This is a genomic window from Acinetobacter sp. ANC 3781, assembly GCF_004331285.1.
Lineage (GTDB): Bacteria > Pseudomonadota > Gammaproteobacteria > Pseudomonadales > Moraxellaceae > Acinetobacter.
This window is the reverse complement of record NZ_SJOH01000009.1, coordinates 121,734-143,414: the sequence shown is the minus strand read 5'-3', so window position 1 is coordinate 143,414 and position 21,681 is coordinate 121,734. Positions and strand designations below refer to the sequence as shown.

Here is a 21,681-nt window from a genome sequence, read left to right as displayed (position 1 = left end):
GGCTTCGGTGGTCAAGGTGGCTTCGGTGGTCAAACTGGCGGCTTCGGTGGTCAAGGTGGCTTCGGTGGTCAATCAAACCCTGGGTTTGAAGGCGAAACAAAATTTGAAGATTCTCAAGATGACGAAAATAATAATCGTTAATTGTTAATTCTTAAAAACCTCTCCTTGTGAGAGGTTTTTTTTATTTAAATATTTATGGTTTTAAAGTTAATTTGTGCATATATGCTTGTGTAAAATTCAATCGGTAAAATAATATTTGAGTAATTTGTTTTTAGAAAGATTTTCTTAACTTTATGGCTAAATCCCACTCAATAATTAAGAAGGTTTATTTTTGACCTCCAAGTAATAAATTGTTGAGATATTTAGTTTTAAATAAAAAATATTGATTCAGAATGGCTATTCATTCATTAAATTTTTTCAAACATATAATTGTATTGCTAATATAAAAAGTCAAAATATCTTAAAGAAGATCAATGGAGACAATCCAAAAAATTATTTGCCACTAGATGTAAATAGCAACCAATTGAAATCAATTGTGAATGAAGTTCCAACCCATAAATTTCCAAGTTTTCTCATAAGACAGACAAAAGTGGAACAATGAAAATTTTGTTGCTCTTTTATATTTTCATCTGACTCCACTGGTAAAATATAAACGAAACCTAAATGAATTCGCCCAATTTTGATGTAAAGACGGCTTAAATATTTATGCAATAAAAAAACCAGTTACTTATGGCAACTGGTTTTTTTAACTCTAACTCAATTAAGTTTATTTATTCTTTTTACGATCTAGATTTGGGTCTTTAATCTCGACAAAAGCATTACTACGAATTTCACGTAACCAGCTATCTAACTCTGCATCAAACTGGCGTTCACCCAGAATTTGACGTGCCATACGTTCTTGATATTCACGCGTCATATCTTTTTGGCGAGTATCTGTCACCTGAAGAATATGCCAGCCGAATTGGGACTGAAATGGGGCACTAGTTTGACCTACAGGTGTCTTTTTCATTTGAGCTTCAAATTCAGGCACCATAACTCCCGGGTTTACCCAACCTAAGCTACCCCCATCGCGAGCAGAGCCTGGGTCATTAGAGAAGGTTGATGCAAGTACTGCAAAGTCTTCACCAGCTTTTAAGCGATTATAAATACTGTCAATTTGTTGCTTTGCATTTTCAGGACTGACGACTTCAGAGGGTTGAATCAAAATATGACGTACCTGATATTGAGGCACGATGGCTTTTTGCTCTGCGCCTTTACGCTCTAACAATTTTAGAACATGTATACCATCTTGAACCTTAATCAAGTCTGTAGTTTGCCCAACCTGTAGCGGGCTTACGCGTGCTGCAAGCTCACCTGGGATCTCTGACAGATTACGAAAGCCCATATTTGCACTTTCGACTTTTACGCCATTGGCTGTGAATTTTTTATCAATTGCACCAATATCATTACTGTCTTTTAACGCAGCCTTTACTTGTTCTGCAACTTTTTCAATATTTTTATCACCCGAAATACGAACATGCAGGACATGAACTTGCTGGCCTAATGCTGCTTGACCTTGCGGAGTTTTTAAAAAATTTTCCACATCTTGGTCACTAATTTTAATGCGTGACATCACGATTTGCTGACGTAAACGATTAATCGCTAAATCTTCTGCAATACGGTTACGTAGCGATTCATAAGTGCCAGGGGCAATAGCATCCAGTTTCTGCTGAAACGCTTCCAAGCTTTTACTACCTGATTGATTGGCTGCTTTAAGGACTGCTTCATTCAGCTCTTTTTCATTTGGCTTAATGTTATAGCGTTTGACTTGCTCAAGTTGGGCCTGGCGAATAATCAGTTGGTCAAGTGCCTGTTGTTGCAAATATTGTGCTGGTGGAACTGATTTTTTTTGAGCTTCTAATTGATATTTTATTTCCGCAATACTTTGATCTAAATCACTTTTTAAAATGACGCTATTATCTACCAAAGCAATAACTTCGTCTGTTGGTTGTGCGAATGTAGCCATTGATGAAGAAAGGGCTAAAGCAAGAGCAGTCGCTTTGAAAAAATGTTTTAACTGTATTGTCTTCATTAACGTTCTGTCCAAGATTGATTAATTTTATTAAAACCTAGAATACGATTTTCTAGTAATGATGAAAGCTTTTTGTTGAAACCGCCTAAACCTTTCAGGCTGACTTCAGCCATAATGGCGCGTTTTGCATTTACGCCTTCCGCATTTACATCATCTAGGTCATTATAATAAGAGCGTCCATATACCGAAATGCCCCAGCAACATGCTTCATAATTTACACCCAATAGGTATTCACGCGCGACGTTGTTGTCTATGTCGTATTGAGCATGTCCCATAATACGCCAGTTGTTAGATACAGGCTGAATGAAAGATGCAACGACTTGGTCATATTGCTTTTGTCGGTTTGGAATATCTTTACGATAGAAGTAACCGACGTTATACAGATTACCTTGATCGCCCGTGTAATACAGCTGCAAGTCACGTTGAGCATTATCGCCATTTGACATCCAAGCCGAATTTGCACCAATACTAAAATTCTGGGAAAGCTGGCTCGATACACTGAGAACAGGACCGGTATGACGTTCAGTATCAAACTCATCAGATTGATTATCGAGTTTTACCCGACGATCCTCGAAGTAAAAGCTTTGTCCGATACTGGTTTTTAAGCGTTCCAGACCAATTTCATCAAATAGGCTATAACTTAGACCTAAAGATAAAAAATTGTTGTCTTCTAAACGGTCATGACCATAAAAGCGACGCGGGCTGAACAATTGATCATAATTGATTGATGCAGTTGCCGAGTCAAAATTTGGGTAACCCTCTTGGTTTTTATACGGTGCATAGGCGTAAAATGCACGTGGAGTGAGAGTTTGCAGGTACTTCCCATCTTTTTCAAAGGTCAGACCAGTATCTAAAGTAAATTGCGGCACAGTTACCGATTGATTCTCACTTGAAGAATTGGTGTTCTGATTGGCATTAATGGTGTCTTGATCATAGAAAGTGTTGACGTTACGAATCGATACTTCAGGAATAACAAATGACCATGGGTTACGGTAGTTATAACGAACAGCAAAGTCATTATAAATACGGGTGCCGCTTGGTTCAAAGGAGCCTGGATTGGCTGTATTAGAAAGATTAATATCTTTTTTAAAATAAGCGGTATCGTTATTGAATTCGTATTGCAAACCCAACGGGTTGCCTGTTTTATAATTTAACAGGAACTGGGGTAAACGGGCATAAGGGCGGTCTTCATCAGAAACTGTCTTATCCAGTGTCTGGAAGTCTTCAACTTTTAACTGGGCTTTTAAGCCGGGAATACCATTTTTATAGTTCAGCTCCCAGGCACGGCGTAAGTTTAAATCGGTCTTAGAGTTAGGGTTGTTATTTAAATCAGCGAAATAGTCTTTATCCGAGGCATAGTTATAATCTAGATTGGTAGAAAACTGCTCGTTAATTTGCCATTGATGTAATAGGTGTAAGTCTTTACGGTCTTGACCATCGTATTTGTCATCTGAAGCTAAATAACCCCCCCAGATCATACCTGTGCCGAAGTTTTCAGTTAAATAACGGAATTCACCTTCAAGCATTGCCCCACGATCAGCAATATATCGCGGCGTAACGGTAGCATCATAATTTGGTGCCAGATTTAAATATACTGGAACAGCAAGTTCTACACCACCATCGTTAGTAAAGCCGAAACTTGGTGTCAAAATACCTGTTGTACGACGGTCATCAATCGGAAAATTAAAATAAGGAACGGCTAAGACGGGAACATCTTTAACATATAGCTTGGTTCCACGCGTTTCACCACGACCGGTTTCCTGATTTAAAGTAATTTTATCTGCTTGAATTTTCCAAGTTGGCGTTTCATCCGGCGGGCAGGTGCTGTAGGTGGCATTGTTCATTACCACAACATTTTCAGAAGTACGGGCAATTTTTTCTGCATGCCCATGTGCATGTTGTTCTTCTGAAATATAAAAGCTGTTTTTTAAATCGCCTTGCTGGGTTTTTAAGTTGTAATTGATTTGGTCACTTTGTGCGAGTAAACCCGCTTGGGCCATTTGTACACGGCCTTCAGCATTGGCAAAAGTTTGAGTCTGATCAATGGTGATTTTATCGGCACGAATTTGACGGCCTTGTTGATCAATCAGTACGTTGCCTTGAAGCACAGAGTCACCATTAGGGTCGTAATGACCATAATCGGCAGTGACCACTGACGTGGCGTCGGAAGCATCAACGGCTTTGGTTTCAGGGCCAATCGGGGTAACCCAGGCACCTTGGCAATAGGCGGAACTTAAATATTGTCCCTGACGTTGCTGAGCTTCAGGTGATGATTTGTCAACATAATATTGTTCAAAAAATTGTTGCCCCGGATAAACTTCCTGAATGCTGTCCTTCATTTTCTGATTGTCGACAGTCGAAGCTGGAAGTGTGGACTCAGCATAGCTTGAAATCGAGCTGCCACATAGAAGGGTCAAGATAGCAGTCGCTAAAGGATTAAATTTAAACTGATGCTTCATTTGTCTCATTAACCAAGTATGCTTAATCGCAATTAATTATTCTCGCATCATAGAGAAAAAGTTTATAAGTGGCTACACTTAGTACTTTAAAAACTCAGCCTGTTTTAGAATTTATCGCAAATGAAAACACAACGTGAACAAATCATATATACATGGATTACATCTGTACTTGATTCAGATCAATTTGAAATTAATTTTTTGCCAGGCGATGCAAGTTTCCGTCGTTATGCACGAATCAAGTTGAATAATAAAACATTTATGCTCATGGATGCACCACCAGAAAAAGAAGATTGTGTGCCTTTTGTCACGATTGACCAGTTTTTCCATAGTCATGGCGTTCGTGTTCCGCATATTGTCGCTAAAGACTTGCAGCAAGGCCTTTTATTGCTAGAAGATTTTGGTGATATTTTGCTCTCCACCTTGCTTAACGATGACACGGTTGATGCCTATTACGCACAAAGCTTTAAACAGTTGATCGAATTGCAGGCAATTGATGGCACAGAAAATTTCCCGGCTTATTCCTATGAAAAACTCATTTCTGAAATGGAATTGCTCACAGACTGGATGTTGCCTTCATTAAATATTCAACCGACTCAAGATGAGCAGGCATTAATTAAACGTACCTTCGCAATTTTGGCCAATGCAGCACTGGCGCAACCGCAAGTGATTGTGCATCGCGATTTTCACAGTCGTAATCTGATGAAAATTGAAGGAGAGACTGATCTTGGAGTAATTGATTTCCAGGATGCCGTGATTGGTGCCGATACTTACGATTTAATCTCGATTACCCGTGATGCTTATGTACAGTGGAACGCAGATCAGGTTTATCAATGGTTTAAAGTTTTCTATGATTTACTGCCTGCAGAAGCAAAACAAAATCGTGATTTTGCACAGTTTAAACGTGATGCAGACATGATGGCGATTCAGCGTCATATTAAAATTTTGGGCATTTTTGTGCGTTTATTTGAGCGTGATGGAAAAACAGGTTACTTGAAAGATTTACCGCGTGTGATGTGGTATTTACTGGAAGAAAGTAAAGATTATGTAGAGCTGCAACCTTTTATGCAGTTTATCCAGACTAAAGTGATGCCGAAATTTGAAGCTAAATACGGTGCATATGAGGTTGCTGCCTAATGAAAGCTATGATTTTAGCGGCAGGTCAGGGTACTCGTATGCGCCCTTTAACCCTTTATAAACCTAAGCCTTTATTGGAAGTGGGTGGTAAGGCCCTGATTGTTTGGCATATCGAAAAATTAAAACAAATGGGGGTGACGGAAATTGTTATCAATTCTGCCTGGTTGGCCGATGTCCTGATTGGTATCTTAGGAGATGGTTCGCAATTTGGCGTTAAAATTTTGTGGACACGTGAAGATCAAGGTTTGGAAACCGCGGGCGGTATTATTAATGCCTTGCCATTATTAGGCACTGAACCCTTCATTTTAGTGAATGGGGATGTGTGGACCACTTTTGATTTTGCTCATTTATTGCATATCCCGCTTGAACAAGACCTTGCCCATTTGGTTTTCGTGACCAATCCAGTGCAACATCCAAAGGGTGATTTTACCTTATCAAATGGTCGTGCTTATACCTTTGAGCAAGAACAGACAGGTGAGGCACTGACTTATAGTGGGATCGCTGTAATTCATCCAAAAATGTTTGATGGATTAGAAGCAGGTAAAAGACCGCTTGCGCCGCTGTTGAAACAGGCCATGCAAAATGGAAAGATTTCCGCCGAAAAAATGCAGGCAGCCTGGGTAGATGTTGGCACACCTGAACGATTAAGTGATCTGGATCTACAGATTCGTCAGGGGATGTACGTTTAAGTGCATAATCGCTAAGCGTTGGCTACTGTTCCACGCAATAGAAATCGGTATACTTCAGTTTAATTTTATTGAGTTGGCTTGTTTATGCATCCTTTTTTTCAAGAGTTAAAGCAAGATAGTCAAAAGCTTGGCTTAGATTTGAGTGAAGAAGCATTAAATCTATTGCTGAAATATCAAGATGCACTTGTGCTGTGGAACAAAGCCTATAATCTAACGGCTATTCGTGATCCGAAAGAAATGTTGGTCAAACATTTACTGGATAGCTTGAGTATTTTAAAAGATTTGCCACCTGGACGTCTGCTGGATATTGGTACTGGTGGGGGTATGCCGGGCTTAATCATTGCATTATGTCAGCCAGAACGTGAATGTGTTTTACTCGACTCAAATGGCAAAAAAATTCGTTTCTTGAAACAGTTTATTGCAGACTTAAAACTAAAAAATGTGATTGCAGTCCAAACTCGTGTCGAAAATGAAGACAGTATTAATGACTTGGGTCAATTTGATGTGATTACCAGTCGTGCTTTCGCGTCACTGACTGACTTTATAAATGCCTCAAAACCCTATATGCATCACGATAGTATTATCGCGTCGATGAAAGGTTTGATTCCTCATGAGGAAGTTGAAGCATTCAAAACTGAATTCAGTTGTGACATTATTGCGTTAAAAGTCCCACGTTTGGACGAACAACGTCATCTGCTTTTATTAAAACGTATTTAATTATTTTTGAAGGGTTGGGGTTACCATGGCACAAATTATTGCGATTGCGAACCAAAAAGGTGGTGTAGGCAAAACCACAACCGCAGTAAATTTGGCAGCATCGTTAGCTGTGTTAAAGAAGCGCGTTTTACTTGTGGATATGGATTCACAAGGGAATGCCACGATGGGGTCTGGTATCCAAAAAAATGATCTTCTGTATTCGGTAACCGATGTTTTATTGGGTGAAGTTCCCATTGAAACAGCAATTAGCAAAGCGGAAGTCGGTTATAAAGTTTTAGGTGCAAACCGTGATTTGGCTGGGGTAGAGCTTGCGATTGCAGAACAGGATGGTCGTGAATTTATTTTGCGTGAAGCATTAAAAGAAATAGAGCATTCTTTTGATTATATTATTGTCGACTGCGCCCCAAGCTTAAGCCTGATTACCGTAAATGCTTTGGCAGCAGTTGATAGTGTACTTATTCCGATGCAATGTGAATATTATGCACTGGAAGGCTTGGCAGATTTAACCCAAACCATTGACCGTATTCAGCAGGCACTCAATCCGGATTTGCAGATTACAGGTGTCTTGCGCACCATGTACGATGCACGGAATGCGTTGACGCGTGATGTATCAGAAGAACTTGAGCAATATTTTGGCAAGAAGCTGTATGACACCGTGATTCCGCGTAATGTTCGCTTGGCTGAGGCACCTGCGCATGGTCTGCCGATTATTTATTTTGAGAAAAATTCAAAAGGTGCAGTTGCTTACTTAAATTTAGCGGCTGAAGTGTTAAAGAAAAGTAAAGTAAAAAAAGGAATTAAAGCATGACCACAAAAAAACGCGGATTAGCTAAAGGTCGTGGTTTGGATGCCTTGCTTGGATCAATCCAGAAAGAAAAATTACAGATGGAAGCTCAAGGTTTAGATCATGGGCAATTAAAGCAGATTGATGTTCATTTGCTGAAACGTGGTGAATATCAACCGCGTCGTTTTATCCATGAACCCGATCTTCAAGAACTCGCTGCTTCTATTGAAAAACATGGGGTAATGCAACCCATTGTTATTCGTCCAATCGAGGATGAAAAATTCCCCTATGAAATTATTGCCGGTGAACGACGTTGGCGTGCTGCACAACTTGCAGGATTAACTGAAATTCCGGCAATTGTCCGTGACTTGACCGATCAGGTTGCCATTGCATTAGCCTTAATTGAAAACATTCAACGTCAAGACTTGAATCCAATTGATCAAGCCATGGCATTGCAACGTTTTCATGAAGAATTTGGTTTAAGTCATCAGGAGATTGCCGATACAGTCGGTAAGGCCCGTACGACAGTAAGTAATTTATTGCGTCTTTTGACTTTGGCTGAATCGGTCAAAGATTTCATGCAGCAAGGTCTGCTTGATATGGGGCATGCGCGCGCCATCTTAACTTTAAAAGCCAAAGATCAGCTGAAAGTTGCAGAGCATGTGATTGAAAAAAGTCTATCCGTGCGTCAAACCGAGCAACTGGTACGTGAGTTAAACACGCCTAAACAAGAAAAAGCCAAAGAGGATATCGCTCCCGATATCCAGCAGTTGACTCAGCGTTTAGCAGAACGTTTTAGTGCAGATGTAAAAATCGATCATAATAAGCAAGGCAAAGGAAAACTTGTTATTCAATATCATTCACTGGATGAATTAGATGGTATTTTGAATATTTGTTTCGCAGAATAATTTTTTATTGGTTTTCTTGGGGAAAAAAACATGTGGGAATTAGTCAAGGCAGGTGGGTGGCTTATGCTGCCCTTGGTCTTATGTTCGATTTTTACAGTAGCAATTACCATTGAGCGCTTTATTCGGTTAAAAAAATCGATGATTTTGCCCAAAGCATTGTTGCTGAATCACACTCAGACTGCCGATGCTGTCATACAACAATTACAGCAGGACAACGTATTGCAAAGTAGTACATTAGGACGCATCTTTACTGCTGGATATCAAAGTAAAAATAAAAATGAGCAGTATGCTCGCGCGCAGATGGAAACGACAGCCTCTCAAGAAATTGGCTATTTGGAAAAGAATATTAATTTTTTGGGCACACTTAGTGCAGTTGCGCCACTATTAGGCTTGTTGGGTACAGTTCTGGGGATTATTGAATCATTTTTGGTAATTGATTTGGGCACCAACAGCAACCCGACATTAATGATTCCGGGTATCTCAAAAGCATTGATTACCACTGCAGCAGGGATGTTTATTGCTATTCCTGCATTATTTGCTTATCGTTATTTTCAGCGTCTGGTGCAAGAGTATATTGCTGAACTTGAGCAACAATCGACCTTATTTCATGCAGCACTTTTCTATCAAAATTCTACAGATAAAGAACAAGATATGAGAAAAGCAGGTTAGGGTGGAAAATGAAATTCAAACGCGCACAAGTTGAAGATATTCATATTAATTTGACACCCATGATCGACTGCTTGCTGTTTATCTTGGTTTTTTTACTGCTATCCACTACATTTAACCAGTTTAGCCGTATGAATTTAACCTTGCCAGATGCGCAAGGTGTTCCGACTAAGCAATATGATCATAAAGTTGAAGTAGTGGTTGATGCTTCAGGGCATTATTCAATTAACGGCCAATCGATTGACAGTAAAGATATTGCAGATTTAAATACTGCAATTAAACAGATTTCTAATGATCGCCGTGATTTAATGTTCGTGATTGCCGCGGATGCTAAAGCAATGCATCAGGATGTTATTCGGGTGATGGATGTCGCAGGTCAACTGGGTTTTGTTAATATCAACATTAGTACTAAAGTTCCGTCTAGAGGTTATTAGTGAAGCAAGATTTTAAAGTCTATCTACGTCTTTTGGGCTATTTGAAGCCTTTTTGGGGTGTGGCGATATTAGTTTTTATCGGTTTTGCAATTAGTGCAGCAACAGAAGTATCTATTGCAAAATTATTAGAAAAAATCATTACTGCAATCCAAAACAGAGATCAAGGCTTTACTTCTATATTTCCGTTCCTGGTTATTTTGCTGATGTTTTTCCGCGGAGTAGGTTCCTTTATTGGGGGCTATTTCACGGCAGTAATCTCGCGGAATTTAGTTTTTAATATCCGGCAGGAGGTTTTCGCTAAATTACTTAGACTTCCGTCTCAGTATTATTTAGATAATACCAGCGGACATATCACGGCTAAAATTATGTACAACGTGGAGCAGCTAACCGCTGCTTCATCTGAATCCCTGAAAACTATTGTGCAACAAGGTTTGATTACGATTGGATTGCTAGGCTATTTGTTATATAGCAATTGGCGACTCACCCTGATTATTCTGATTTTTGCTCCATTGATGGGTTTTCTGGTCCGTCAAGCATCAAAACGTATGCGTAAATTGTCTTTACAAGTTCAGGACACCATGGGTGATGTTAACCATGTGGTGCAAGAAACTGTAAATGGCAATTTAGTGGTCAAGGGTTTTGGTGGACAAGAGTATGAACAAACCCGTTTTAAAGATCATTCGCTTGAAAACTTAAAACGTGGTCTGAAAATGGTGGTGGTACAACAGCTCAATAGCCCTGTTGTGCAATTTATTATGTCGATTGCTATGGGGCTTATTATCTGGATTGCATTACGACCAGAAATTTTGCGTGATACCAGTGCCGGTGAGTTTGTTGCTTACATCACAGCAGCGGGTATGTTAAGCAAACCAATCAAAGCATTAACCGATGTAAATGAAAAATTACAACGCGGTATGGCAGCAGCACATTCAGTTTTTGAATTACTCGATTTACCTGAAGAAAAAAATACAGGAACTTTAGCTCCTGCACTTAAAGGTAACATTCAATTCCAAAACGTGAATTTAATTTATTCCGATGGTCATCAAGCGATTCATGATTTTAACTTGAATGTTAAAGCCGGTGAAACGGTTGCATTGGTGGGGCGTTCAGGTGCAGGAAAAACATCTTTAGTGAATCTGCTGGTACGTTTTCAGGAAGCAAGTTCAGGCCATATTTATTTAGATCAGCATGATATTCAAGCGCTAGATATGAATACCTTGCGTACCCAAATTGCAATGGTGAATCAGCAAGTGGTGCTATTTAATCGAACTGTTCGTGAAAATATTGCCTATGGCCAGCTCGAAGGTGCATCCGATGAAGATATTATTGCAGCCGCTAAAGCTGCGTATGCGCATGATTTTATTATGGCTTTACCGCAAGGCTATGATACGCCATTAGGTGCGCAGGGCTTGAACTTATCAGGTGGACAACGTCAGCGTATTGCAATTGCACGTGCCATTTTGAAAAATGCACCGATCTTGATTCTTGATGAAGCGACTAGTGCACTCGACAACGAATCGGAATACTATATTCAACGTGCATTTGATGCAGCAATGCAAGATCGCACCACCATTGTGATTGCGCATCGTTTATCGACCATTGAAAATGCTGACCTTATTGTGGTGATGGATAAAGGTACAATTGTTGAAAAAGGTACGCATGCGGAATTGATTGCCAAGCATGGCGCTTATTACCAATTACATCAGCGTAATTTTGAGGAAAATTGATTTATGTCAATTGCACAATTGATTCAGGATGCTTGGAATAAACAGGCCAAGTGGTTAATTGTGCTTAGACCTTTCTCATGGATCTATCGTGGTGGTTTTTTACTGAATAAGAAACTTTACCAACTGGGGATTAAAACCAGCTATCAAGCCCCAATCCCGGTGATGGTAATTGGCAATATTACCGTTGGGGGTAGTGGTAAAACGCCACTACTGATTCAGCTGGTAAATTATCTACAAAGTCAAAATGTTCGGGTGGGTGTGGTTAGCCGTGGTTATGGTGGAAAAGGTCCTTTTCCAGCCTATGTCGATTTGGAATCTATGCCAGAAATTGTCGGTGATGAACCCTGTTTGATTGTCCAGTCCACTGGGGTTCCCATGGTCGTAGGTTCAAACCGACAGCGCAGTATTGAATATTTGTTATCCAAGCATGATCTGGACTTAATTATTAGTGATGATGGTTTACAACATTTTGCTTTAGCGCGTCAGATTGAATGGATTGTGCTGGATCGGAATCGTGGCTTGGGTAATCAAAAGCTATTGCCTGAAGGGTATTTACGCGAGCCTCCAAACCGTTTAAACACAGGCACAGTTATTGAGCATGCCGCAGCGCCTACATCTGCTTTAAATATGCATTTAGAAGTGGCATCCCCATATTTGCTCAATGCTGAAGATAGTCCGTCCTTTAATCCCTCTGATAATTTTTATGCCGTGGTCGGGATTGGTTTTCCGCAGCGGTTTTATGAAACTTTAGCGTCTATTGGTATCCATCAATTTCAATGTCATGAATTTCCTGATCATTATGATTATGAAATTACTGATCTTCAATTTGAAGATACAAGTCCAATCATTACCACTGAAAAAGATGCAGTAAAACTTTTGCCTTTGCTAAAACAAAATCCAGATTTTAAACGGGAAATTTGGGTGGTTCCTGTTGAGGCTGTACTTTCGTCAGGCTGTTATGAAGTTTTACATCAGCAATTGCAGCAATTGGGTATTCAAATTTCTTAAGGTTGGTTGTTTATGAAACATATTGTTATTCCTGCCCGTTTTGCAAGTTCACGTTTACCGGGTAAGCCATTACTGAAAATTCATGGTCGTGCCATGATTTTACGGGTGGTGGACCAGGCAAAAAAAGTCGCGGGTTTTGATGATTTATGTGTTGCAACCGATGATGAGCGGATTGCTGAGGTTTGCCGTGCAGAAGGTGTGGATGTGGTGCTGACCAGTGCTGATCACCCATCAGGCACAGATCGTTTAAGCGAGGTTGCTCGAATTAAAGGCTGGGCGAGTGAAGACATTATTGTCAATGTACAAGGTGATGAACCCTTGCTTCCGGCACAATTGGTGCAACAGGTTGCCCAATTGTTGGAATCACAACCTGAATCTTCTATGTCTACCTTGTGTGAGCCGATTCATAGTCTAGATGAATTTAATCGTGACAGTATTGTTAAAGTAGTGATGTCTAAATACAGCCAGGCTTTGTATTTCAGTCGTGCGACAATTCCGTATGATCGTGATGGTGCGAAGCAGGACCTTCAAGAATTACATCAGCAAGCTTACCGGCATTTGGGTTTATATGCATATCGGGTGAATTTGCTGCAAGAATATGTCTCTTGGGAGATGGGTGTGCTGGAAAAACTGGAAAGCCTGGAACAATTGCGGGTGCTTGAAAATGGTCATCGTATTGCGATTGCGGTTGCAGAAGCTAATTTGCCACCTGGGGTGGATACGCAAGCGGATTTAGATCGTCTTAATGAAATGGATGTTTCCTGCTTTGAGTAAGAGTTGGGATGAGGTTGGGCTTTAATTCAATGCAAAATGATGTAGTTGCACAAGTTTATCCGTGGCAAAAAACCGTTTGGGATACGCTGACAGGGCGTTTCCCGAAAATTGCACATGGCTTGCTTTTTTATGGCAAAAAAGGCTGTGGTAAAGAAGCCTTTGCGCAATATTTTTTGGCCTGGGTGTTGTGTTCTAATCGCCATGCAAACAATGCACCTTGTGGGGAATGTGGTAGTTGCTTGTGGCTGAAATCAGATACCCATCCGAACTATGTGCACATCAGTACAGATGAAGAAAATAAAAAGCAAAACGCCAAAATTAAAATCGAAAAAATTCGTGACTTATTGCCCTTTGTACAACAAACGGTAGATGGTTGGAGGGTGATTGTGATTGAGCCGGCAGAAGCTTTAAATATGGCTTCTGCGAATGCATTATTAAAAACGCTGGAAGAACCCGGAGATCGTGTTGTCTTTATTTTACTGGCCGATCATTATCTGAAACTTCCCGCGACTATTCGTAGCCGCTTACAACATTTCGCTTTGGATCGGATGTCGGAAGTTCAAGCAGATGAGTATTTGTCTCAGCAGTTACCTGATTTGAATCAAACACAAAAACAACTATTGCTGAATCTGTCCAATCAAATGCCTTTGCAGGCCATGCAATTGGCACAAGCCGAATGGCTAAACAAACGACAAGAATTTGTAAACGATTGGCTGAAATTGGTCAGTCAAAAAAATATGCCGATGGCAATTGCGACCAAGTGGAACAAAGCCCTCAGTTTTAGTGACTTTACGCACATGTTTGAATACTTGTTGTCCGATTTAATTTGTGTCAAGCTCAATCAGCAGGTTAAAAATCCAGATTTGGATTTAAGTGAATTATCAGAAAAATATTCATTGGAATTTTTATTTACCATTTATTCCGATTTGCAACAATCTAAACAGTTTATCGAGCAAAACGTACAAGCTAATTTGGTACTTGATCAATTGTGTATAAAACTAATGAACATCTAAATATTTAAAGGGGAAGATGATGCAACCACGTATGGGCGGTATTATTCAGGCGAATATCCCAGATAAAGACACCTTATATGCCAGTTATATGCCTTTTGTTGCCGGTGGTGGATTATTTATTCCGACTACACAGCCGGTAAAACTTGGGGAAGAAGTGTTTGTACTTGCAACCTTGCCTGAACAGTCACAAAAAATTCCTTTAACCGGTAAAGTCATCTGGATTTCACAAAAGCAGAACGGCATCAAGTTACAAGGCTTTGGTATGCAACTGAGTGGTGAAAAAGGTGTTTATTACAAATCAGAAGCCGAAAAGTTGCTTGTAGGTGTTAAGTCTGAAGGGCGAACTAGTTACACTATGTAGCTGTTTAAACGATTTAGGATCTCACCGTGTTTGTAGATACTCACTGCCATTTAACCTTGCTGGATTTAACACCTTATGGTGGTGATTTAGATCTGGCATTAGCACAGGCGCGTGAAGCGGGTGTATCCAAGTTCATGAGTATCTCGGTTAATCTGGATGACCATATCGAGCTTACTACAATTGCCGCACGTCATACTGATGTCGGATACAGTGTCGGAGTTCATCCCTGTGAAGATCCTGAGACCATGGCGCGTGCGACCACAGACTATTTAATTGAACTGGCTCAGCCTGAAAAAGTGTGGGCGATTGGTGAGACAGGTCTGGATTATTTTCATAGTACTGATTTCATTGCTGAACAAAAACAATGTTTTGCCCGTCATATTCATGCCTCTCAGGCAGTCAAAAAACCTGTAGTAGTGCATACCCGCTCAGCCAAGCATGATACGGTGGATATCATTCGCGCTGAAAAGTCGACTCATGGCATTCTGCACTGTTTTACCGAAGATTGGGAAACTGCAAAGGCGGTGCTGGATTGTGGTTATTACGTGTCATTTTCTGGAATTGTTTCTTTTAAAAATGCGCAAGATTTACGTGATGTTGCGAAGCAAGTTCCATTGGATCGCGTACTGATTGAGACAGATAGTCCTTACTTGGCACCAATGCCCTATAGAGGAAAGTCTAATGAACCAAAATACGTTCCCTATGTAGCCAAAGCCTTAAGTGATGTATATGATAAGTCAGTTGAGGAAATTGCTTTCATTACCATGCAAAATTTTGAAAACCTTCTCAATTTAAAGTAAATAATTCGAATTGATACAAGCGCATAAAGAGAGTTACAGGGTGAAGATGGATCGTCAGGCTCAGTTTCGAGCGAGAGAAGCGTTAATTTTTCAGGTTGCAGAGCAACTGTTATTAGAAAATGGCGAATCAGGGATGACGCTTGATGCGTTGGCAGCAGAACTCGATCTAGCGAAAGGGACTCTATATAAACATTTCCAAAGTAAAGATGAACTCTATATGCTTCTTATTATTCGTAATGAGAAGATGTTGCTTGAGATGATTAGAGATGTGGAGAAAGCTTTTCCAGAGCATTTGGCTTTCTTTATGTTGCATCATTTACATCATCCGGAACGTACAGTGCTGTTCCATCAAATTGAAGAACGTCTTTCTACTACAGGTGTAGGAATTCATCATTTATTCAGCGAGCTGTATCAGGTGAGAAAACAGCGCTTACGGATTATTTTTCGTATGACTGAAAGCTATCTGGAAAGCATTCAAAGTAGCATGTCGGTGCGTGATTATTTGGCCTCTATTTGGGCTTTAACCCATGGTGCAGCAGCAATCCTGAATTCTAGTTTTTATCAGCGTTATTTGGGTTCACGCGATACATTGCGTGTAGCTTATATTGACCAGGCATTGGCGATGCCAAAACAAATCCGTTCTACGGAACAATTTGCCTAAAGGTCTGCCATGAAGCATACAGCATCATCAATTCGCGGTTTTACCCTTGTAGAGTTGATGGTGGTAATTGTGATTATGGCAATCATGGCATCTTTAATTCTTACCAATATTAACGGGGTAGATCAGCGTAAAGCCATGCAGGCACGTGAAGTGTTTATTATGGATTTACGCAGAATTAATCGTGAGGCGAATGATCAGGCACGCATTTTTGCCCTTGATGTTCAAACTGCAACAGATGTATCGCCATTTCGTTATAGTGTGGTTGAATATCTAGTTCCATCTCTTCAAGCTACACAAAATTCAGTCCTCAATCAAAATAAAAAATGGCAAGACTATTCAGAATTTGAAAAGCGTGCTTTGCCCGATCATGTTTCCTTCAATGTACAATCTCTCGATCATCGCTATGAAAATGCCAATAATGATGATTTGCTGAATGCAAATGCACCAAAGTTACTTTGGCTAGGCAATGGTGAAGCGAAACCGGTACGGATTCAATTTTATTTCGAGCAACGTCCGATTGGTGAAGAAATCGAGATTGATCATTTAGGTAAAATCAGTGAAAGCTAAATCCTTTAGGTATAGCTCTTCATCGTCTTGCGCAGCGGTGAAACAGCGTTTCGCTTATCGCTACTCCTCAAGCACAGCTTTTGGACTTTCTTACGAGGTAATACCTCTCAGGTCGAGTATTACTCGACTTAATCGTGTGTACTCAGAAGATGGTTCTTCCTCTTGCGCTCGGACGAAACGTTGTTTCGTTAATCCTCGCTCAGGTTTTACCCTATTGGAAGTGATGGTGGCTTTAGCCATTTTCGCGACAGCAGCAATCGCTTTCACCAAAGTGGCGATGCAATACACTCAGGCAACTTCAAATGCCATTTTAAGAACCAAAGCGCAGTTTGTTGCTTTAAATGAAGTTGCCGTGATGGAAATTAACCAAGAGTGGTTGCAAGGAACACAATCCAAACAGATTACGCAGCAGGGAGAAACCTGGCAAATTGATAAATCTGCACAATCGATGATTAGTCCGAATGTGCAGCGTATTGAAGTGCAGGTTAGTTTGTTTAATGCTGAATCAGGTAAAGTTGAGTCGGGCATTACCAATTTGGTTTTCTTTAACTATAAGGCCAAAGTTTGATGCAATCGAAAAATAAAAAAAAACCAACTCTGGACTCTCCCAAAGGTTGCTGGTCTTGCGCTCGGACGAAACGTTGTTTCGTTAATCCTCGCTCAGGGTTTACCTTGGTTGAATTATTGGTAGCGATTGCCATATTTGCAGTGCTTTCGGCATTAGGCTGGAAAGTTTTAGATTATCTAATCAAGGTTAAAGAGCGTAATACTGAACATGAAGTGAATTTGGGACAGTTGCAAGAAGCCTATCAACAAATTTTGCGTGATACGGTTCAGGCCGTGCCACTAAGCGCGAATATCAATAAAAATATTCAGCCTGCTTTGGTTTTGCAAAATGGGCGCTTTAATTTTAGTAAAACGGGGGTGACTGATCCTTTGCAACAAGGTATCTCCGCAGATGAACGTGTGGAATATCAATATCGTGCAGATGAAAAAAAACTGTATCGTTTGAAATATCGTAATTTAAACAGCAGTGGACGCGATCAACCCGAATCCAGCGTGTTGTTAAACGATGTAGATCAGTTTGAAATTGTTGTGCTAAATCCGAATGAGTCAACCTCATGGCCAGAGGGTCAAGTGGATTTAAATGATGTCGTGCAAAAACAGATACTACCCAAAGGGATTAAAATTAAATTAATAGTAAAAGATGTTGCTTATGAATGGATTTTTAGTTTGTTAAATACAGACTACTTAAAACCGCAGAACAATAATCAAAATAAGAATTCAAATAATCCAACATAACCAAATTTAAAGAGACTGAACATGAAGCAGCAGGGTATTGCCTTAATTACGATCTTGGTCATGGTCGCATTAGCAACAATTCTTGCTGCGACGATTGCCAAACGTCAGGCCAATACTGCTGAAAATACGGCATATTTGATGCGTCAAAACCAATCTTTACTGTATGCCAAAAGTGCAGAAGCCTTTTTTTCAGAGCTGTTGGTGGATGATGCGAAAAATGCAGGGGATATTGATCATCTGCAAGAGAACTGGGCCAAACCGATGCCAGCTTTTCCAGTGGAAGATGGCTTTGTATCAGGAACTTTGCAGGATGAATCAGGTAAATTTAATTTAAATAGCTTGGTCAACAATGACGGTACAGCGAATCCTCAGGCGAAAGCTTGGTTTGAAAAGCTGTTAATCCGTGTGGGTTTGCCAGAAAAATTGAGCGAGGCAGTGATTGATTGGCAAGATGCTGATGATGAAACCATTGGTGCGATGGGAGCAGAGTCCAATTACTATCAAGGCTTGCCACAAGGTTATTTACCATCAAACAGTAAATTTCATAGTGTTGAAGAACTTAAATTAGTCCGTGGCTTTGAAGGTCAAAAATATCTGCAAATTGCGAACTATGTCAGTGCTGCACCTGCATCAGACAGTAAAGTTAATATAAATACTGCGCCAGCGATGGTACTTGCAAGTCTTGATCCCAAGTTGGATGTCAATGCGGTTGAACAAGTGTTGCAACAACGCCAGGCAAAGTTAGAGCATTTTTCAAATATTAGTGATCTTTGGGTGATTGAACCTTTCACTCAGGTTAATCCTGATATCCGAAATGAAATGAATAACTTGCTGGGAGTACAATCCAGCTATTTCAAAGCCAAGATTGAAGTGCTGTTAAGCGAGCGTAAACGTCAGTTCAGTAGTGATTTGGTACGTAAAGATAAAACAGTATATGTGGCATATCGCAGTATGGCACCATTTTAAGGATATAAGCCAATACGCTGCAATATAAGGTACCTAATTCTTTGTTTTGCTAAGATATGTTTTGTCAATAGTGTTGAACAGTAAAAGTAATGTCCAGTCTTTCACTTTTGCTTTATAATCAAATTCAATTCACATATTTTTGATTACATCAGGGCACATGTTAATTCGTAAGTTATTTAAGTTTGAAAATGCTCATATTGTGCGAAATTGCACATCGGATCGCTGTAAGCGTTCGATTCATGGTCATAGTTATAAAGTTGAATTATTGCTTAAAGCTTCGAAGCTTGATCATGGTCAAATGGTGTACGACTTCGGGTTGTTGAAGGGCGTAATCAAGGATATTTTTGACAGTTTCGATCATGCCATTTGTTTTTGGCAGCATGATGATGCTGAATATATTGAAGCCTGCAAAAAATTTAGTGCACGTTGGGTCGCTTTACCCGTTTCTCCTTCGGCAGAACAATTTTCACGTATTTTCTTCTACTTGGCGCAACAGGTGCTTGCGTCTACTGAAACCCAAAACGGGGAAGGTGATGTGGAAGTTTACTCTGTGATTGTGCATGAAACCGATACAGGGTATGCCCAAAGCTTTATAGAAGATATTGAAAATGAGCAAATGGGTGTGCTGAGTCTTGAAAAAATTGTGTTCTCTGAACAAGTTCAAGTTGAATGGACTGACCCGAATATGTATGAAAAATTACAACAAGGAATTAAATTCCAAAACCCGAGTGTTGATCTTCAGGTACACCTCTAAAGATCATTGAGTCACGTGGTAGGTTTTCAAAAAAGGATTAGGAAGCAGTTATGTCTTTAACGGAACAACAGCAAGCTCAACTAAATAAAATTCAGTTAGATGCGAGTTGGAAAGGGGTTTTAAGTGATTTTTTGCTTAGCCCAAAAATGGATGAGTTAAGGCAGTTTCTGATTGCTGAAAAACACGCAGATAAAGTGATCTATCCCCCGAGTTCGCTAATTTTTAATGCCTTAAATACAACCCCATTACATCATGTGAAAGTCGTTATTTTAGGTCAAGATCCTTATCATGGTCCTAATCAGGCCCATGGATTAAGCTTTTCTGTGCAAAAGGGACTTGCATTACCGCCTTCTTTACGTAATATCTTCCATGAGTTAAATACAGATCTGGGTATTCCTGTTTCGAAACACGGTGATTTAACACGTTGGGCGGAACAAGGGGTTTTATTGCTGAATGCAGTTTTAACTGTTGAAGCAGGTCAGCCAACTTCGCATCAAAAACAGGGGTGGGAAGACTTCACCGATCATGTTATTGATGTATTGAATGAGCAGTGTGAGCATATTGTTTTTATCCTTTGGGGAGCATATGCGCAACGTAAAGGTCAGCGGATCGACCCGAATAAACACCTTATTTTAAAAGCTGCACATCCTTCACCACTTGCAGCAAACCGCGGTGGTTTTTTTGGCTGTAAAGTATTTTCAAAAGCAAATAATTACCTGAAACAAAATGGCATTGAGCCGATAAATTGGCAGCTGGACGCATGACAAAATCTCCTGAATTAAAAAACTATCATCCTGATCTTATTGTAGAAGAAGCAAGAAATGGCTGGCGCATTGTTCGTCTGAACCGTCCGAAATCTCTGCATGCTTTGGATGAATCTATCGTTACCGCACTATTGGAAGTGTTCCAAGATTTTCACCACGATGATGCTGTTAAGGCCATTTGGCTGGATTCAACCACGCCAAAAGCATTCTGTGCAGGTGGAGATGTGCGTAAACTTCGTCAATTGGTAATAAATGATGAAGTTGAGACAGCAAATAAATTCTTTGAACAAGAATATGCATTAGATTTATTGCTGCATAACTATGCTAAGCCTGTTCTGGTGTGGGGTGAAGGTTATGTGATGGGTGGGGGGCTTGGTTTATTCATGGCTGCACCCTTCCGTCTGGTTACACCTTATTCACGTTTAGCCATGCCTGAAATTAACATTGGCCTGTATCCAGATGTTGGTGCTACTCGTTTCTTGGCGGATCGCGGAGCTATTGGACTGTTTACCGGTCTAACTGGTTCGATTATGACCGCAGCAGGAGCCTATGGGATTGGTTGGGCGACCCATATTTGTGATGCTCAGCGTGATAACGTACTTGAGAAAGTGATCAGTATTAATTGGGGACACTATCCGGCCGGTGATTTCCGTGCCATTGATGACACGTTAAATGGGATGCACCGTCCAGTGGGTCCAGGGCCATTGCAAAACTCACTAGATGTGATTCACAGTGTTTGTCGTGGCGTGAACTTCGAACACGATTATGAATCTATTATTGGCCTGAGTGATGCGCGTAGTGACTGGTTGCGTCAAGCCAGTGAGAACTTGCAGAAAGGTTCACCTACAACCGCAGCTTTAACCTGGCTATTGTGGCAGTGGGGTAAACAGGTTCATTCATGGAATGAAGTATTTGAACTTGAAACTCAAATTTCTGACTGGAAAATTCGTCATCCCGATTTCGTAGAAGGGGTACGTGCACGTTTGGTGGATAAAGACTTATCTCCAGAATGGAAAAAAGGAATAGATTTTTCATTGAAAGCAATTTTGGCTGATTGTCCACCTGTGACCAAAAATGAAAGCTGGAATAACCTGTTGAAACACCATGGTGTGATCGGTTAAG

General features: G+C 40.3%; 22 protein-coding genes and 2 pseudogenes. 22 read left to right on the top strand and 2 right to left on the bottom strand.

Annotated elements, in window-relative coordinates; all coding sequences use genetic code 11:
* Positions 1–141 (top strand): annotated as a pseudogene (locus E0H89_RS16715) (RNA chaperone Hfq); the annotation flags it as partial.
* 625 nt (positions 142–766) lie between these two features.
* Here E0H89_RS16715 and E0H89_RS08640 read toward each other — a convergent pair.
* Positions 767–2,071, bottom strand: coding sequence for a peptidylprolyl isomerase (locus E0H89_RS08640; protein WP_131216236.1), 1,305 nt, complete (start codon positions 2,069–2,071; stop codon positions 767–769).
* Positions 2,071–4,530 (bottom strand): LPS-assembly protein LptD, encoded by a 2,460-nt coding sequence (locus tag E0H89_RS08635; protein ID WP_131216235.1) that lies wholly within the window; start codon positions 4,528–4,530, stop codon positions 2,071–2,073. Before E0H89_RS08635 ends, E0H89_RS08640 begins: the two co-directional genes overlap by 1 nt.
* 120 nt (positions 4,531–4,650) lie before the next feature.
* Between E0H89_RS08635 and E0H89_RS08630 the strand changes: the two genes are divergently transcribed.
* The 21 genes and pseudogenes from E0H89_RS08630 to E0H89_RS08530 all read left to right on the top strand — a co-directional run bounded on the left by E0H89_RS08630 (position 4,651) and on the right by E0H89_RS08530 (position 21,680).
* Positions 4,651–5,664 (top strand): aminoglycoside phosphotransferase family protein, encoded by a 1,014-nt coding sequence (locus E0H89_RS08630; RefSeq protein WP_131216234.1) that lies wholly within the window; start codon positions 4,651–4,653, stop codon positions 5,662–5,664.
* The gene (murU, locus tag E0H89_RS08625; protein ID WP_131216233.1) at positions 5,664–6,353 is read left to right on the top strand and encodes an N-acetylmuramate alpha-1-phosphate uridylyltransferase MurU; all 690 of its coding nucleotides are present in this window, start codon (positions 5,664–5,666) and stop codon (positions 6,351–6,353) included. Before E0H89_RS08630 ends, murU begins: the two co-directional genes overlap by 1 nt.
* Before the next feature lie 84 nt (positions 6,354–6,437).
* Positions 6,438–7,070, top strand: coding sequence for a 16S rRNA (guanine(527)-N(7))-methyltransferase RsmG (gene rsmG, locus E0H89_RS08620; RefSeq protein WP_131216232.1), 633 nt, complete (start codon positions 6,438–6,440; stop codon positions 7,068–7,070).
* A gap of 25 nt (positions 7,071–7,095) precedes the next feature.
* Positions 7,096–7,878, top strand: a complete 783-nt coding sequence (locus tag E0H89_RS08615) for a ParA family protein (protein WP_131216231.1) — start codon at positions 7,096–7,098, stop codon at positions 7,876–7,878.
* On the top strand, positions 7,875–8,762 hold the full coding sequence (locus tag E0H89_RS08610) for a ParB/RepB/Spo0J family partition protein (RefSeq protein ID WP_131216230.1): 888 nt from the start codon (positions 7,875–7,877) through the stop codon (positions 8,760–8,762). The genes E0H89_RS08615 and E0H89_RS08610 overlap by 4 nt, the downstream gene beginning before the upstream one ends.
* A 30-nt stretch (positions 8,763–8,792) precedes the next feature.
* On the top strand, positions 8,793–9,431 hold the full coding sequence (locus E0H89_RS08605) for a MotA/TolQ/ExbB proton channel family protein (protein ID WP_131216229.1): 639 nt from the start codon (positions 8,793–8,795) through the stop codon (positions 9,429–9,431).
* An 8-nt stretch (positions 9,432–9,439) separates the two neighbouring features.
* Positions 9,440–9,862, top strand: coding sequence for an ExbD/TolR family protein (locus E0H89_RS08600; protein WP_131216228.1), 423 nt, complete (start codon positions 9,440–9,442; stop codon positions 9,860–9,862).
* The gene (msbA, locus tag E0H89_RS08595) at positions 9,862–11,589 is read left to right on the top strand and encodes a lipid A export permease/ATP-binding protein MsbA (RefSeq protein ID WP_131216227.1); all 1,728 of its coding nucleotides are present in this window, start codon (positions 9,862–9,864) and stop codon (positions 11,587–11,589) included. Before E0H89_RS08600 ends, msbA begins: the two co-directional genes overlap by 1 nt.
* A 3-nt stretch (positions 11,590–11,592) precedes the next feature.
* A complete protein-coding gene (gene lpxK / locus E0H89_RS08590; protein ID WP_131216226.1) occupies positions 11,593–12,597 on the top strand; it encodes a tetraacyldisaccharide 4'-kinase in 1,005 nt (334 codons plus the stop codon).
* A 12-nt stretch (positions 12,598–12,609) separates the two neighbouring features.
* Positions 12,610–13,371: a 3-deoxy-manno-octulosonate cytidylyltransferase gene (kdsB, locus tag E0H89_RS08585; RefSeq protein ID WP_131216225.1), complete on the top strand. Its 762-nt coding sequence runs from the start codon at positions 12,610–12,612 to the stop codon at positions 13,369–13,371.
* Between the two features lie 29 nt (positions 13,372–13,400).
* Entirely contained in the window at positions 13,401–14,384 is a 984-nt protein-coding gene (locus E0H89_RS08580) for a DNA polymerase III delta subunit-related protein (protein ID WP_131216224.1), read from the top strand.
* Positions 14,385–14,403: 19 nt separating this feature from the next.
* A complete protein-coding gene (locus E0H89_RS08575) occupies positions 14,404–14,745 on the top strand; it encodes a PilZ domain-containing protein (protein ID WP_131216223.1) in 342 nt (113 codons plus the stop codon).
* 26 nt (positions 14,746–14,771) lie between these two features.
* Entirely contained in the window at positions 14,772–15,545 is a 774-nt protein-coding gene (locus E0H89_RS08570; protein ID WP_131216222.1) for a TatD family hydrolase, read from the top strand.
* Positions 15,546–15,591: 46 nt separating this feature from the next.
* Positions 15,592–16,206 (top strand): TetR/AcrR family transcriptional regulator, encoded by a 615-nt coding sequence (locus tag E0H89_RS08565; protein WP_131216221.1) that lies wholly within the window; start codon positions 15,592–15,594, stop codon positions 16,204–16,206.
* A gap of 9 nt (positions 16,207–16,215) precedes the next feature.
* On the top strand, positions 16,216–16,773 hold the full coding sequence (locus tag E0H89_RS08560; RefSeq protein ID WP_131216220.1) for a pilus assembly FimT family protein: 558 nt from the start codon (positions 16,216–16,218) through the stop codon (positions 16,771–16,773).
* A 199-nt stretch (positions 16,774–16,972) separates the two neighbouring features.
* A pseudogene (gene gspI / locus E0H89_RS16710) lies at positions 16,973–17,341 on the top strand (type II secretion system minor pseudopilin GspI); the annotation flags it as partial.
* Positions 17,341–18,075 (top strand): type II secretion system minor pseudopilin GspJ, encoded by a 735-nt coding sequence (gspJ, locus tag E0H89_RS08550; protein WP_131216218.1) that lies wholly within the window; start codon positions 17,341–17,343, stop codon positions 18,073–18,075. The pseudogene gspI and the gene gspJ, both read left to right, overlap by 1 nt.
* A gap of 21 nt (positions 18,076–18,096) precedes the next feature.
* Positions 18,097–19,041: a type II secretion system minor pseudopilin GspK gene (gene gspK / locus E0H89_RS08545; RefSeq protein ID WP_131216217.1), complete on the top strand. Its 945-nt coding sequence runs from the start codon at positions 18,097–18,099 to the stop codon at positions 19,039–19,041.
* 157 nt (positions 19,042–19,198) lie between these two features.
* A complete protein-coding gene (locus tag E0H89_RS08540) occupies positions 19,199–19,795 on the top strand; it encodes a 6-pyruvoyl trahydropterin synthase family protein (RefSeq protein ID WP_131216216.1) in 597 nt (198 codons plus the stop codon).
* Between the two features lie 50 nt (positions 19,796–19,845).
* Positions 19,846–20,559, top strand: a complete 714-nt coding sequence (ung, locus tag E0H89_RS08535; RefSeq protein ID WP_131216215.1) for a uracil-DNA glycosylase — start codon at positions 19,846–19,848, stop codon at positions 20,557–20,559.
* Entirely contained in the window at positions 20,556–21,680 is a 1,125-nt protein-coding gene (locus E0H89_RS08530) for an enoyl-CoA hydratase/isomerase family protein (protein WP_131216214.1), read from the top strand. The genes ung and E0H89_RS08530 overlap by 4 nt, the downstream gene beginning before the upstream one ends.
* The last annotated feature ends 1 nt before the right edge of the window (position 21,681 follow it).

Bases quoted from the DNA above. Each gene is read 5' to 3' on its own strand.
- E0H89_RS08640 (WP_131216236.1), bottom strand. From the start codon at position 2,071: ATGAAGACAATACAGTTAAAACATTTTTTCAAAGCGACTGCTCTTGCT.
- E0H89_RS08635 (WP_131216235.1), bottom strand. From the start codon at position 4,530: ATGAAGCATCAGTTTAAATTTAATCCTTTAGCGACTGCTATCTTGACC.
- E0H89_RS08630 (WP_131216234.1), top strand. From the start codon at position 4,651: ATGAAAACACAACGTGAACAAATCATATATACATGGATTACATCTGTA.
- murU (WP_131216233.1), top strand. From the start codon at position 5,664: ATGAAAGCTATGATTTTAGCGGCAGGTCAGGGTACTCGTATGCGCCCT.
- rsmG (WP_131216232.1), top strand. From the start codon at position 6,438: ATGCATCCTTTTTTTCAAGAGTTAAAGCAAGATAGTCAAAAGCTTGGC.
- E0H89_RS08615 (WP_131216231.1), top strand. From the start codon at position 7,096: ATGGCACAAATTATTGCGATTGCGAACCAAAAAGGTGGTGTAGGCAAA.
- E0H89_RS08610 (WP_131216230.1), top strand. From the start codon at position 7,875: ATGACCACAAAAAAACGCGGATTAGCTAAAGGTCGTGGTTTGGATGCC.
- E0H89_RS08605 (WP_131216229.1), top strand. From the start codon at position 8,793: ATGTGGGAATTAGTCAAGGCAGGTGGGTGGCTTATGCTGCCCTTGGTC.
- E0H89_RS08600 (WP_131216228.1), top strand. From the start codon at position 9,440: ATGAAATTCAAACGCGCACAAGTTGAAGATATTCATATTAATTTGACA.
- lpxK (WP_131216226.1), top strand. From the start codon at position 11,593: ATGTCAATTGCACAATTGATTCAGGATGCTTGGAATAAACAGGCCAAG.
- kdsB (WP_131216225.1), top strand. From the start codon at position 12,610: ATGAAACATATTGTTATTCCTGCCCGTTTTGCAAGTTCACGTTTACCG.
- E0H89_RS08580 (WP_131216224.1), top strand. From the start codon at position 13,401: ATGCAAAATGATGTAGTTGCACAAGTTTATCCGTGGCAAAAAACCGTT.
- E0H89_RS08575 (WP_131216223.1), top strand. From the start codon at position 14,404: ATGCAACCACGTATGGGCGGTATTATTCAGGCGAATATCCCAGATAAA.
- E0H89_RS08565 (WP_131216221.1), top strand. From the start codon at position 15,592: ATGGATCGTCAGGCTCAGTTTCGAGCGAGAGAAGCGTTAATTTTTCAG.
- E0H89_RS08560 (WP_131216220.1), top strand. From the start codon at position 16,216: ATGAAGCATACAGCATCATCAATTCGCGGTTTTACCCTTGTAGAGTTG.
- gspJ (WP_131216218.1), top strand. From the start codon at position 17,341: ATGCAATCGAAAAATAAAAAAAAACCAACTCTGGACTCTCCCAAAGGT.
- gspK (WP_131216217.1), top strand. From the start codon at position 18,097: ATGAAGCAGCAGGGTATTGCCTTAATTACGATCTTGGTCATGGTCGCA.
- E0H89_RS08540 (WP_131216216.1), top strand. From the start codon at position 19,199: ATGTTAATTCGTAAGTTATTTAAGTTTGAAAATGCTCATATTGTGCGA.
- ung (WP_131216215.1), top strand. From the start codon at position 19,846: ATGTCTTTAACGGAACAACAGCAAGCTCAACTAAATAAAATTCAGTTA.
- E0H89_RS08530 (WP_131216214.1), top strand. From the start codon at position 20,556: ATGACAAAATCTCCTGAATTAAAAAACTATCATCCTGATCTTATTGTA.